The following is a 12,671-nucleotide window of genomic DNA, read 5'->3' on the forward strand; positions in this document are numbered from 1 at the left end:
ATGGGCTGTCATGCGTTGGCAAGCAGAACGTTCAGCGTGACTAGCTACCGACATACGCAAACTTCGTAAGGAAGGCGCGGAATCATCCGCTTGCAGCGCGTTTTTGCAAGCGGATGGTCTGACGCGCCTGACGACAGCGGGGGTGAAGGGGGCCTGCAAGGTCCCCTTCAGATATCAATAAATAACGTTTGAAAAGACACCGACAGTGAAGAGCTGCGCAGGCTCTCGAATCAGCTATTCGGTAAAGATGCCAACAACGAAAAACTGCACAGGATTCAGAATTACTCACCAGGTGAATACCCTCCTCCTTCTCTACTCACTAAAACTCAACAACCCCACCGCGGCAATCACCATCACAATACCGATCATGCTACGCGCGCTGATTTTCTGCTTGAACACGATCCTTCCCAACAGCGCGGTGCCGAGTACACCGATGGCGCCCCAGGAGGCATAGGCAATCGATACATCGATGCTTTTTACTGCGAACCCGAGCGTGAAGAAGGCGGCCCAGATCAGCAGGATGGAAGCGAGGCCCCAGCCGAGGCGTGAGAAGCCGCGCGATTTAGCGACGCATAGGTTGGCAATAACATCCATCAGCGCTGCCATCACTACAAATACTGCCGGTAATACGTTCATTTCCATTACTCTCCTGACGAAATCATCACGATCCCGCCTACCGCTAATAACAATCCTGCCACCTTGGCAAAGGAAAGCGCTTCACCGAATACCGAAAGTCCCACCAACGCAATCAGCGTTAGCCCGAGACCTTCCCAAATCGCATACGCCAGCCCAAGGGGAATGGCGCGCACCGCCTGCGCCAGCAGGAAGTAGGAAATTGCGATCGCGGCCGCCATCACCGCGTACCCCCAAAGTGCATCTTCGCGAGCGCTAATGGTCATGAAGCTGGTACCGACCACCTCCATAACGACCGCGCCCAGCAGAAATGCCCAGGCGGCACCTTGGGAAAGAGATTTATTGCTCGACATGATGATCTGAACCTTACATTGGGTACTGAATGCGGCTTATTATCATCGCTTATTACTGCATGTTAAAAATGGATTCCATCGCTTTTATCGATGGATTGGAACGCACTCAGGAGAGTATCGTGCGCTATTCACCGGAATCCCTTGAAGCCTTCGTCGAGTCAGCGCTGCGCGGCTCGTTCTCAGCGGCCGCGCGCCAGTTAGGGAAAACACAATCAACCGTTAGCACCGCCGTGGCTAACCTGGAAATCGACTTAGGTATCACGCTTTTCGATCGCTCACAGCGCTACCCGCGACTTACCCAAGAAGGCCAAAAAGTGCTGGGCTACGCCGAAGAGGTATTGGCCGCCGATAGCCGCCTGCGTCAGCTCAGCATTCAGTTGACCGCCCAGGTCGAATCACGTCTGACGCTGGTGTTTTCTGACGTATTTCAGCCCGACCCCGGCTGGAAACTGCTGCACCAGTTCGGCCAGCGTTTCCCTCACACCGAGCTTGAATGGCTCGATGCCGAGGGCGGCGACGTGATCGACTACATCCTTAGCGGGCGTGCGCAGCTGGGGCTGCTGTCGCGACGTGAACAGTATCCGCCTGAAATAGTCATTCAGCCGCTGACGCATTCCAGTGAAGTGGCGCTTTTCGTCCATCGCGACCACCCTCTGGCTCAGCGTGAACATAATCTAATCGCTGAGCTTAACCGCCATCGCCGTATTCGCATCAGCTATCACGGCATCCCCTCTTCCGCAGGCCCCGTGTGGTCGGCCTCAGATTACATTGCCGTACTCGAAATGGTGATGGCAGGCTTAGGCTGGGCCGAACTTCCTCGCGAACTGGTTGCGCTTTACGGCGACAATAGCCTGGTTGAGCTACCGGTCAGCGGCTGGCCGCGAAGCCTGCAAAGTGACGCTGTACGCCGTCGCGATACCACCCTTGGCCCCGCGGGGCTGTGGTGGCTCGATGCGTTTAAAGCGTTGGAGACATAGTGCCAAGACTGAAAGCACTCTTTTAGCGTTAGTCGACGTGATTGCTGCAAAAGGTGCCGACCTATTCCCGGTGATACGTTTGGTTCCACATGAAATAGGCCAACGGAGACCAACATAGGCGCCTCACCTAGAAGGCCTGACAATGTGGCGATTTCTGGCGATGATCTCCATGCATTTCTTGAAAGCTTTTCGCCGCCCCTGAAATGCTCGGCACGCCTATACTCCGAGCTTCCAATAGTGGCTGCCGACGGTCCAGATAACCCAGCTCACATCATTGGGCATTTCAGGATGAAAGCGCACGAAACCATTGGTATTCCTTATCCTACTTGCGCGGCATTTTGTACTTAGTGCGGATACCTGTGGAATTTTCGAGTAAACGAAATTAATAATGGCTTTATTATGCGGTAAGTAAAAATGGTGGATAATCTAATCCGCAGCACATTTACCCTTCCCGACAATGCGTCTATTGGCGGCACTGGTAAAGACGTTGGATGGAGAGAGCCACCGATGAATGACCTTTACACGCGAGTTGGGTGCCTTGAAGCTGATGTTGCCGTTATCAAGCAGACTATGGCCACCAAAGAAGACATTGCCAATGTCAACACGGAGTTACACAAGTCAATCGGGGCCCAAACGTGGAAAATGATTACGGCCATGGGCGTATTCGCCGCATTCTTTAGTGCTATAAATGGCGCGCTGATCTATTTCATCAAGTAGTGTCTCAACGGCGCCACAACCCGCCCATCGTGGCGGGTTTTCTTTCGCTGCTCTCCTCTTCCGCAGGCCCCGTGTAGTCGGCCTCAGATTACATTGCCGTACTCGAAATGGTGATGGCGGGCTTAGGCTGGGCCGAACTTCCCCGCGAGCCGGTTGCGCTTTACGGCGATAATAGCCTGATTGAGCTACCGGTCAGCGGCTGGCAGCGAAGACTGCAAAGTGATGCTGTACGCCGTCGCGATACCACCCTCGGCCCCGCGGGGCTGTGGTGGCTCGATGCGTTTAGGGCGTTGGAGAGTACACAGCGAAAGCCCTCGCGCCGCCAAGCAGACTGTCGATTAGCGCTTCATCTCGACAAACCACCCCGCCGATTTTCCAAACGCGTCCCAAAGCTGGATAATGGCGCGCATCTCAGCCTGCGTCGCTGCCACTCATCGAACGGCTCTGCCGACACTACCAGGTGTCGCGCGGGGTTCAGGACATTCGAGCGCTCATGGAAATCAAGGTCAACTATCTCGACAATCTTCGTCTGGAAGCAAAATTCGACGATTTTACGGTGATCTCCGATCAACCCATCCGCTATAAAGGCGATGGCTCGGCGCCGGGCCCGTTCGACTACTTTCTGGCGTCGTCGGCGATGTGTGCTGCCTATTTCGTGAAGGTGTATTGCAACGCGCGCGATATTCCGACCGAAAACATTCGCCTATCGCAGAACAATATTGTTGATCCTGAGAATCGCTATAACCAGATTTTCAAGATCCAGATCGAGCTGCCGGAGGATCTTTCCGACAAGGACCGCACCGGTATTCTGCGCGCTATCGATCGCTGTACGGTCAAGAAGGTGGTGCAGACAGGCCCAGAGTTTCAGATCGAAGCCGTCGAGAATATCGACGAAGACACTCAGGCGCTGTTGATGGGAAGCCCCGATGACCATCAGCAAACCTGGATCGAGGGCAAGGATCTACCGCTCGAACAGACCATCGCCAATATGACGCAGCTGTTGGCAAATCTTGGCATGAAGATTGAGATTGCATCCTGGCGAAACATAGTGCCCAACGTGTGGTCGCTGCATATTCGCGATGCGGCGTCGCCGATGTGTTTTGCCAATGGTAAAGGGAGCACGCGTGAAAGCGCGCTGTGTTCGGCGCTGGGAGAATTTATCGAGCGCTTGAGCTGTAACTTCTTCTATAACGATCAGTTTTTTGGCGAGCAGATCGCCAACAGCAGTTTCGTTCACTACCCCAATGAGCGCTGGTTTGAACTTAGCGCCGACGACTCATTGCCTGAAGGCCTGCTCGACGAACACTGCCGCGCGCTCTACAACCCTGACGGCGAGCTACATGGCTCGCATCTGATCGATACCAATTCGGGCCGCCGCGATAGAGGCATTGTGGCGCTGCCCTTCACTCGCCACAGCGATGGCGAAACCGTGTACTTCCCTTCCAATTTGCTGGAAAACCTGTTCCTCAGTAACGGCATGAGCGCCGGCAATACGCTGCCAGAAGCTGAAGTACAATGCTTGTCGGAAATCTTCGAGCGCGCCGTCAAACGGCAGATTCTTGAGCAGGAGCTAGCGCTGCCGGAGGTACCGCAGCAGGTGCTCGACAAGTATCCAGACATTGTGGCGGGCATTCAGGCACTCGAAGCACAGGGCTTTCCGGTGCTGGTCAAGGATGCCTCGCTGGGCGGCCGCTTTCCGGTGATGTGTGTCACCCTGATGAACCCCAAAAACGGCGGCGTATTCGCGTCATTCGGCGCCCATCCCAGCTTCGAGGTCGCGCTTGAGCGCAGCCTCACCGAACTGATGCAGGGCCGCAGCTTCGAAGGGCTCAACGACTTCATGCCTCCAACCTTCAATTCGCAGGCGGTGATCGAACCTAATAACTTCGTCGAGCACTTTATCGACTCGTCAGGGCTGGTGTCATGGCGCTTCTTTAGCACCCGCGCCGATGTCGAATTCGTCGAATGGGACTTTTCCGGCACCACCGAGCAGGAAGCCGCAACCTTGTTCGGTCTGCTGGCAGAGATGGGGCTGGAAGCCTACGAATTCGTCCACACCGATCTCGGAGCGCCCGTCTGCCGCATCGTGGTTCCCGGTTACTCCGAAATCTATCCGCTCGAGGATTTGATTGAGGACAACACCAACAAGGCGTTGAGCTTCCGTGAAGATATTCTCAATCTACACCAGTTGAGCGACGACCAACTCGCCGACCTGCTTGATCGTCTCGACGACAGCGAATGCGACGAACACACCGATATTACTACGCTGATTGGTATCGAATTCGACGACAACACCGTGTGGGGACAGCTAACGCTGCTCGAGCTGAAGCTGTTGATCAATCTCGCCCTGGGACAGTTTGAGGATGCACAGGAACGCGTCGATACCTTCCTGCAATACAACGATAACACCGTCGCTCGCGCTCTTTTCTATCAAGCAATGCGCGCAGTATTGGAAATTGCCATCGACGAAGAACTCGACTTCGACGACTACCAGCACAATCTCACCCGCATGTTCGGCGAAGAAGTTATCAACGCCGTCGTCGGCTCGATCAACGGCGATGTACGTTTTTACGGGCTAACGCCTACCAGCATGCAGCTGGAAGGACTCGATCGTCATCAGCGACTGCTCGATAGCTATACAAAGTTGCATCGGCATCGGGCGGGATTGGCGGGTAAGTGAGTCTTCGCAGCCTTTCACTGATGGCGTCTTTACTAATAACTCATTCGGTAGCCTGCGCAGCCTTTCACTGTTAGCGTCTTTTCAAACCTAACCTTTCCTTTGAATGCGAGAGGAACCTTGTCCCTCTCGCGCTCTCCCGCTCGTGGAAGCGCCCCGAATGTGATGTCGCTGTGCAAAAAAGCAGCACAGCGCACACATTCAATAGGCTGTCAGGCCTTGGTAAACCACCAATACAGCAAACCTCGTAAGGAAGGCACGGAATCATCCGCTTGCAGCGCATTTTTGCAAGCGGATGGTCTGACGCGACTGACGACAGCGGGGGTGAAGGGGGCCAGCAAGGTCCCCTTCGAATCACAGAAATAACGTTTGCTAAGACGCTAACAGTGAAAGGCTGCGCAGGCTTTAGAATCAGCCACCTGATAAAGCCAGCAATATCGCAAGTCTCATGTAGGAAGGCGCGGAATCATCCGCTTGCAGCGCATTTTTGCAAGCGGATGGTCTGGCGCGACTGACGACAGCGGGGGTGAAGGGGGCCTGCAAGGTCCCCTTCGGATATCAATCAATAACGTTTGCAAAGAAGCTAACAGTGAAAGGCTGCGCAGGCTTTAGAATCAGCCACCCGATTAAGCCGCCAACATCGAAAACCTACGCAAACCTCCAAATCAACCCCCTTCCCCCCACCACCACTCAATCGTGATTAATACGCGGTGCCTTGAGCGCGGTAGCGCTTCCCCAATAATAAGTAATCAACGCGATCACCACGATCAGGATATTTTCCGGGGTGCCTGAGAGCGCGCCGCTGCCATCGAAGGAGCCGAAGCACGATACCAGCATCAGCGCGACGTAGTAGAACAACAGCCACCACGCTGAGTGAATGTCGTTAGCGCTTTCTTCATTTTTGCTGCCGAACAGTGCATAGAGCACCCATGCGGCAACCAGAATTGGCACCAGCACCGACACTACGTTCCATCCGCTCCAGTAGAGAAGGAAGGTACAGGCGATCATGGTCAGCGGTGAGAGGAAATGATGGAACGGCAGGCTGAACGGTCGCTGCATCTGCGGCATGCGCGCGCGGAATGCGGCAAGACTGGTGGAGCCTGGCATATAGGTGAAGACCATTGCTGAGGTACAGGCAGAAATCAGCCCGCCCCACACCTGGAAGTTGGACGGCAGCGTCCAGGCAATCGAGATGATCAGTGATAGCCACAGGGCACCACGCGGCACGCCCGACTTCGGATCAACTCGGGAGAACAGTTCGAACAGGTGACCGTTTTTGGCCCACGCAAACAGCACTCGGCTAGCGCCCGCGATATAAATGTTGCCGGTGCCGGCAGGCGAAATAACGGCATCGACCAATACTAGCGAGGTCAGCCAGCCAAGTCCTAGGTGAATGGCAATATCGGCATATGGCGAGCTATAGAGTGACGCAACGCCGTCCCAGCCCTTCTCGCTGAGTACCGAGTTGGGTACAGCGCCGAGATACGCATACTGCAGCAGCAGATAAACAACAAAGCTGATGCCCAGCGCAATCAGAATGGCCAGCGGGATATCGCGTTGAGGATTTTTGGCTTCACTGGCGAAATCGACCGCTTGGCGAAAACCAAGATAGGAAAAAGCAATGCCGGCACCCGTCAGTGACGAAAAGATCCCGTGCAACCCGCCTGGGGGCGGAGGAGCCACCGCCAGATTGTCGGCTGTGAAGAAACCAAACAGCGTGACGATCACCATCAACGGTACGATAAACTTGAAGAACGTCACCACCGTGTTGACTCGCCCGAACGCTTTTACACTCCAGTAGTTGATCAAAAAGAACAGCACCAGCAGCGCTATCTGGAATACAAACCCGAGTGTTGACGGTCCTCCCGATGCCGCTTGCAGCGCGGGCCACCAAGTGACCGCATATTCGCGCACCGCCTCAACTTCAACGCCAGCGGTACTGGTATAAGCGAGCAGCGAGCTTACCCCGATCACGAACCCCACTACGTTACCGTGGGTGAAGTTGGGGTAGCGGAGAAACCCGCCTGCGCGGGGCAAGGCGGAAGCAAGCTCAGCAAAGGTGAGCGCAATCAGCAAGATGATTACCGCCCCCAGAAGCCAAGCCCAGCCCGCATCAGAGCCTGCTAGCGCAGCGCTTTTTGCGCCGGCAAACAGCCAGCCAGAGCCTATCATTGAGCCTACGCCGAGCAGCGTTAGGTCAAGCAGGCCTAGGCCTTTCTTCAAATCACCAGACGATTCCATTGGACACCTCTGTGCTTTTCGCTGTTATTGTTAGAACGCAGTAGGGATAGCGCAGAATCTTTTATTGTTATCAGCCCTTACGCTAAACAAAGTAATGACAGATTCACGCGCACGGTGCAATCGTCACAGGGCAATCGAGCCACTTCAGCGCAGGCAGTCATCTGCTTCTACCGCCGCTGAGCGCTCGCTATAGTCACAGCAGTGAAAACCGCCACCATGAGGGCCACTCCATGATTGCGCCATGTTCAGCACGCTCCTTCCAAACGCGACTATTTGCCGCACTGCTGCCTTTTTGCGCGCTAGCCAGCGCTTCCCTTGCGCACGCAGCGACGACCTCCGCCCCCGCTGCTACGACGTTCAAGGAAGCACGTAAAGCGTACGTACAGCGCATCGACGCACATCCGCCTAGCGGCAATATCGATAAAGACTTCAGCGGCTTCTTGCAGCCGCAGCATCGCTCCGGGGTGGAACTGGCGAGAGTTGAGCTAGCGCATGGGCACAACAGCGTGCTGCGCACTATTGCAGAAGGAATTGTCGCCCACGCCGACCGCGACCGCCCCGTCACCACCTCCGCTGCTCCGCTAGATTCAGCACAGCGCCAAGCGGTAAACGCTCGTCTTGCCAAGGCCGATAGCGCCGCTCGTGCGGCCTTCTCCCAACCACTGGTAGGCACGCTTGATGCGCAGTTTGCGCGGTTGATGGACGCTCACCATCAACGTGCGATCGCCTATGCGGAAACCGAAGTGCACTATGGCCGCGATCAGTCGCTGATCGCGCTGGCCAACCATATCCTGGGTGGACAGCGCCACGAGCATCGGCAAATGCAACGCATTCAGCAGGACACGGCTCCTTCCCAGCATTGAGAATGCGCCGCATTGTGGGTCGTGGGTCGTGGGTCGTGGGTCGTGGGTCGTGGGTCGTGGGTCGTGGGTCGTGGGTCGTGGGTCGTGGGTCGTGGGTCGTGGGTCGCAAAGCGTAACCCACCAGCGGTAAGCGGTAAGCGGTAAGCGGTAAGCGATCAACTGCCCTTCTCACCCTCTTCGCTTCACCGACGAAAACGGCCCGCCATGGCAACATGGTGGGCCGTTTGGTGCTATGTGCGCTGCTGTCGATCGACATTCACAACAGCAGGTGCATCAAAAGAACTTACTGGGTCTTGTCATCGATTTTCTCGCTGCCACCGTTTGCCTTGACCGACTCGATGCCTTTATCGCGCGACTGGGTGGAGCTGTACATTTCGCTGGTGCCAATCACCTGCTGGTTAGCCGCCTTGAGCGTGAAATAAGGCGATCCATCCTTGGCCGTTAAGCGCTCGTAGTGTGCATCATCGCAGCTGTTTTTCTGCACCGAGGCAATGCCGTTGAGAGCGGATGACTTCGAGCTATAAGACTGGCTGGAGAGAATGACTTCACCATTACCTGCCTTCAAATTGAAGTGAAATTTATCGTTTTTACCCACAAACAGTTCGAATTTTCCGCTCATTAGTCACTCCTGGATGCTATACCAATTAGATAGGCGACGAACGTTAGCGCTTCCTCGCCAGGTGGGACTGCTGTTGCGCCCTAACACTGATCATGGACGCTGTTGGCAGAATTTCAATAGTGAATAGTGATATCCATGCAGCCGTCGCCGCCTGCTGACACCTGAATGCAACACAGTGAGTGCACCCTGCTCACTATCAGTGATTGCCCCTTTCGCCATCTGCACGCTCCTTGGAGTACCGTTATGCTGCCTTATTCTGCGTATGATTACCGCACAGCACGCTACAGCCACTCGCGTGACGACCTGTTCAGCCAGCACGCTTCCGCATCGCTTGAGCTATCGCTTAACCAACCCGCCAACCAATCCTTGTGGTATTCGCCTGCCCGGTCGTTTGTGGCCCAGCCGCAATCACAGAATGCTAGCGCGTCCAATCAGCTTATTATTTCGGAATACGTAGAAGGCAGCGGCTACAACAAAGCCATCGAAATCACCAATATCGGGGATTCAGCGTTGGCGCTGGACGGTGTCACGCTGTCGCTCTACAGCAACGGCAACCACACCGCCAACAGCGTGCTCGACCTTAGCAATCAAGGCGCGTTAGGCGCAGGGCAATCCCTGACCATCGCTCATCCCAGTGCGGATGCCGACTTACTCAGCCATGCTGACATCACCAGCGGCGTGGTTAACTTCAACGGCAACGACGCAATCGCGCTCGCCGATAGCTCAGGCGAGGTGCTCGATATTGTCGGCACCATCGGCGACGATCACAACTTTGCCAAGGACGTGACGCTACGTCGCGACGCCGACGTTACCCATGGTGCTACGCACTTCGATTCTTCGCAGTGGGAGAGCTACCCGGTCGATAGCTTTGATGATTTGGGCACCTTCTCAAGCGAGCCCGGCAGCGATGACGACTCGGACGACGGGGATACACCCCCAGATCCCGACGCCGTTACCTTGATTTCGAGTATCCAGGGCAGCGGCCCGGTTAGCCCGCTAGTGGGCGATCAGGTGACTGTTGAGGCCGTGGTGACCATGAACGCTCAGGACGGGCTCAGTGGTTTCTTTATTGAAGAAGAAGACGCTGATTGGGACGACGACGATACGACGTCGGAAGGGATTTTCGTTTACGCTCCCGAGGCTGAGACGCTCCATGAAGGCGATAAGGTGCGCCTGAGCGCGACCGTCGACAACTATCAAGGCAAAAACGAGCTGAAGAACGTGACGCAGCTCGATGTGCTCGATCACGATCAGGCGTTGCCCTCGATGACCACGGTCACCCTGCCGGTATTCGACACCTCCAGCCTGTTCTCCTATCAAGGGATGCGCGTTGCTTTCGAGGCCGAGGATGGCACCCCACTGACCGTCACCGATACCTACGAGCTAGGGCGCTACGGCAGCGTTACCCTGTCGTCGGGCGGTCGCGTTATTCAATACACCGAAGATCACCGCCCCGATCAGGCCGGCTATCAGCAGTGGCTCGATGACACCGAAGCACGCACCATTGTGCTCGACGACGCCAGCAACGCGCAGAACCCTGCCGAAGTGCTATTTGGGCGCGGCGGCGAACCGCTATCGATGGACAATCCATTGCGCTCGGGCGACACGCTGCAGCGCGCCGAAGGCATCCTCGACTTCAACCATCAGCAATGGCGCGTGCAAACCCAGCAAGGCCAAGACTTCCAGCCCGCCAATCCACGCCCGGATCATCCCGATGCCGATGCCCTCGGCGATGCGAATCTCAAGGTGGCATCGTTCAATGTGCTGAATTACTTCAACACCCTTGATACCAAGGGCGCCACCACCACAACGCCAGCGGGTACGCAGCACGCCCCCCGCGGTGCGGATAACGAGCAGGAATTCGAGCGTCAACAGCACAAGATTGTGACAGCGATCAACGACAGTGACGCGGATGTGGTTGGCCTGATGGAAATCGAAAACAACGGGTATGGCGACGATAGTGCCATCGCTAACCTGGTCACTGCGCTGAATTCCGACAATCCTGACGCCGACTGGCACTACATCACTCCACGCGATGCTAACGGCAACATCCTGTCCCCCGGCAGCGATGCCATCAGCGTTGGCATGATTTACAAGGCCAGCAGTGTCACCCCAGAAGGTAACGCGGCGATCAACGACGACGGCGCCTTCGCTTATGGCAACCGCCCGCCAATGGCCCAAACCTTCAGAGAGAACAGCAGCGGCGAAACCTTCACGCTGGTGGTGAATCACCTGAAATCCAAAGGCAGCGTGCTCGACGGACAAGAGGACATCGGTGACGGCCAAGGTAACAACGTCGGCGTGCGCACCGAGGCGGCCCAGCAACTTGCCGACTGGCTCGCTACCGACCCCACCGACAGTCACGACAGCGATTATCTGCTGGTTGGTGACTTCAACAGCTATGCCCAGGAAGACCCCATCACACTGCTCGAGCAACAGGGCTACTCTCTGCTCGACGATGACTACTCTTACAGCTTCGACGGCGCCTGGGGCTCGCTGGATCATGCGCTCGCCAGTGACAGCATGCAGCAGCAAGTGACCGGCACCTCCACTTGGCACATCAACTCAGACGAACCGATTATTTTCGACTACAACACCGAATTTAAGAGCGACGAGCAGATCAACGACTTCTATGCCCCCGACGCATTCCGTGCGTCCGACCACGACCCCGTGGTGGTTGGCGTCAATCTCGATAGCCAAGCGCTCGATCTTGCGGCCTAGCCAGCGGCTATCGCAACAATCAAAGGAAGGCACAGGACCACCCGCTTGCAGCGCGGTTTTGCAAGCGGATGGTCTGACGCGCCCGACGCAGGCGGTGTGAAGGGGCCTGCAAGGTCCCCTTCAGTATCCATCAATAACGTTTGAAAAGACGCTAAAAGTGAAAGGCTGCGCAGAATTCAAAATCAATCGTCCAGATAAAAATACCGACAATGCAAACCTGCGCAAACGCTAAAATCCGCCACCGAGTAACCCACTAACACCGCTAACCCCACAAAGAAAGGCGCGGAATCATCCCCAACACTACCGCCCACCGCCAAGGGACAGGCCAAGAGTTGGCACTACAACGACAACAGGCTGGCAATATGCAACGAAACGTCGTATTAATTGCCGGTGCAGGCACCGGCGCTAGTCTGATGGGCATCACGCTAGCTCTTCAGGACGCTCACCTCCACGTGACCACCCTCCTGGTCGAACCCGATGGCTGCGATATGCAGTCATCGTTATTCAGCGAGCACCGCATCGAAGGTATTTCAGTCGGCGTTCCCGCGCCCTTCCTCGATTGGGCGCTTATCGACGAAGTACAACACGTGCAATTACAAGAAGTACTCGACACTCAGCGCTGGTGCTATGCGCAAACCGGACTTCTGATCGGCAATAGCAGTGCTGCCAATCTCGCAGTAGCCAAACGGGTAAAAGCGGCGAAACGATTCAAGAATCTCCCCATCGTTACCGTCGCTTATGACTCTGCTCTTTGGTACGACGACTTTGTAGCTGCACGCGGCTTACAATAACGGCTCTTGCCCAGTGTAACGATGTCCTCGACATGCTCATTAGCTCGCCGCTAACGGTATAACGGCTGTGTTGATGCCT

At 55.8% G+C, this 12,671-nt stretch carries 11 protein-coding genes; 7 read left to right on the forward strand and 4 right to left on the reverse strand.

What is annotated here, in order from left to right; translation table 11 throughout:
• Nucleotides 1-312: 312 nt before the first annotated feature.
• Together R84865_RS07075 and R84865_RS07080 are read right to left on the reverse strand one after the other, a co-directional pair.
• A complete protein-coding gene (locus R84865_RS07075; RefSeq protein ID WP_435630862.1) occupies nucleotides 313-636 on the reverse strand; it encodes a DMT family transporter in 324 nt (107 codons plus the stop codon).
• Between the two features lie 5 nt (nucleotides 637-641).
• Nucleotides 642-986 carry a DMT family transporter gene (locus R84865_RS07080; RefSeq protein ID WP_435630863.1) on the reverse strand — a complete coding sequence of 115 codons (345 nt, stop codon included), beginning with the start codon at nucleotides 984-986 and terminating at the stop codon, nucleotides 642-644.
• A gap of 68 nt (nucleotides 987-1,054) precedes the next feature.
• Between R84865_RS07080 and R84865_RS07085 the strand changes: the two genes are divergently transcribed.
• The 4 genes from R84865_RS07085 (at nucleotide 1,055) to R84865_RS07100 (ending at nucleotide 5,360) form a co-directional block, all read left to right on the forward strand.
• Nucleotides 1,055-1,963: a LysR family transcriptional regulator gene (locus R84865_RS07085; RefSeq protein ID WP_435630864.1), complete on the forward strand. Its 909-nt coding sequence runs from the start codon at nucleotides 1,055-1,057 to the stop codon at nucleotides 1,961-1,963.
• Between the two features lie 414 nt (nucleotides 1,964-2,377).
• Entirely contained in the window at nucleotides 2,378-2,680 is a 303-nt protein-coding gene (locus tag R84865_RS07090) for a hypothetical protein (RefSeq protein WP_435630865.1), read from the forward strand.
• Between the two features lie 92 nt (nucleotides 2,681-2,772).
• Complete coding sequence (locus R84865_RS07095; protein WP_435639280.1) at nucleotides 2,773-3,240, forward strand: LysR substrate-binding domain-containing protein; 468 nt, start codon at nucleotides 2,773-2,775, stop codon at nucleotides 3,238-3,240.
• A complete protein-coding gene (locus R84865_RS07100) occupies nucleotides 3,174-5,360 on the forward strand; it encodes an OsmC domain/YcaO domain-containing protein (RefSeq protein ID WP_435639230.1) in 2,187 nt (728 codons plus the stop codon). Before R84865_RS07095 ends, R84865_RS07100 begins: the two co-directional genes overlap by 67 nt.
• Nucleotides 5,361-6,047: 687 nt before the next feature.
• On the opposite strand, the gene R84865_RS07105 is transcribed toward R84865_RS07100, so the two are convergent.
• Nucleotides 6,048-7,598 (reverse strand): APC family permease, encoded by a 1,551-nt coding sequence (locus R84865_RS07105; protein WP_435630868.1) that lies wholly within the window; start codon nucleotides 7,596-7,598, stop codon nucleotides 6,048-6,050.
• Between the two features lie 230 nt (nucleotides 7,599-7,828).
• Here R84865_RS07105 and R84865_RS07110 point away from each other — a divergent pair, with 230 nt between their 5' ends.
• On the forward strand, nucleotides 7,829-8,461 hold the full coding sequence (locus R84865_RS07110; protein WP_435639231.1) for a DUF305 domain-containing protein: 633 nt from the start codon (nucleotides 7,829-7,831) through the stop codon (nucleotides 8,459-8,461).
• Nucleotides 8,462-8,744: 283 nt separating this feature from the next.
• Here R84865_RS07110 and R84865_RS07115 read toward each other — a convergent pair whose 3' ends face one another.
• The gene (locus R84865_RS07115) at nucleotides 8,745-9,080 is read right to left on the reverse strand and encodes a YegP family protein (protein WP_435630870.1); all 336 of its coding nucleotides are present in this window, start codon (nucleotides 9,078-9,080) and stop codon (nucleotides 8,745-8,747) included.
• 243 nt (nucleotides 9,081-9,323) lie between these two features.
• On the opposite strand from R84865_RS07115, the gene R84865_RS07120 reads away from it, so the two are divergent.
• Nucleotides 9,324-11,801 carry an ExeM/NucH family extracellular endonuclease gene (locus R84865_RS07120; protein ID WP_435639232.1) on the forward strand — a complete coding sequence of 826 codons (2,478 nt, stop codon included), beginning with the start codon at nucleotides 9,324-9,326 and terminating at the stop codon, nucleotides 11,799-11,801.
• A 290-nt stretch (nucleotides 11,802-12,091) separates the two neighbouring features.
• Entirely contained in the window at nucleotides 12,092-12,592 is a 501-nt protein-coding gene (locus tag R84865_RS07125; protein WP_435639281.1) for a pyridoxal-phosphate dependent enzyme, read from the forward strand.
• Nucleotides 12,593-12,671: the final 79 nt, after the last annotated feature.

Source organism: Carnimonas bestiolae (assembly GCF_051251145.1).
GTDB lineage: Bacteria > Pseudomonadota > Gammaproteobacteria > Pseudomonadales > Halomonadaceae > Carnimonas > Carnimonas bestiolae.

Excerpts from the sequence above, each read along its gene's own strand:
- R84865_RS07075 (WP_435630862.1), bottom strand. The coding sequence starts at position 636 with ATGAACGTATTACCGGCAGTATTTGTAGTGATGGCAGCGCTGATGGAT.
- R84865_RS07080 (WP_435630863.1), bottom strand. The coding sequence starts at position 986 with ATGTCGAGCAATAAATCTCTTTCCCAAGGTGCCGCCTGGGCATTTCTG.
- R84865_RS07110 (WP_435639231.1), top strand. The coding sequence starts at position 7,829 with ATGATTGCGCCATGTTCAGCACGCTCCTTCCAAACGCGACTATTTGCC.
- R84865_RS07085 (WP_435630864.1), top strand. The coding sequence starts at position 1,055 with ATGGATTCCATCGCTTTTATCGATGGATTGGAACGCACTCAGGAGAGT.
- R84865_RS07105 (WP_435630868.1), bottom strand. The coding sequence starts at position 7,598 with ATGGAATCGTCTGGTGATTTGAAGAAAGGCCTAGGCCTGCTTGACCTA.
- R84865_RS07100 (WP_435639230.1), top strand. The coding sequence starts at position 3,174 with ATGGAAATCAAGGTCAACTATCTCGACAATCTTCGTCTGGAAGCAAAA.
- R84865_RS07115 (WP_435630870.1), bottom strand. The coding sequence starts at position 9,080 with ATGAGCGGAAAATTCGAACTGTTTGTGGGTAAAAACGATAAATTTCAC.
- R84865_RS07120 (WP_435639232.1), top strand. The coding sequence starts at position 9,324 with ATGCTGCCTTATTCTGCGTATGATTACCGCACAGCACGCTACAGCCAC.
- R84865_RS07090 (WP_435630865.1), top strand. The coding sequence starts at position 2,378 with ATGGTGGATAATCTAATCCGCAGCACATTTACCCTTCCCGACAATGCG.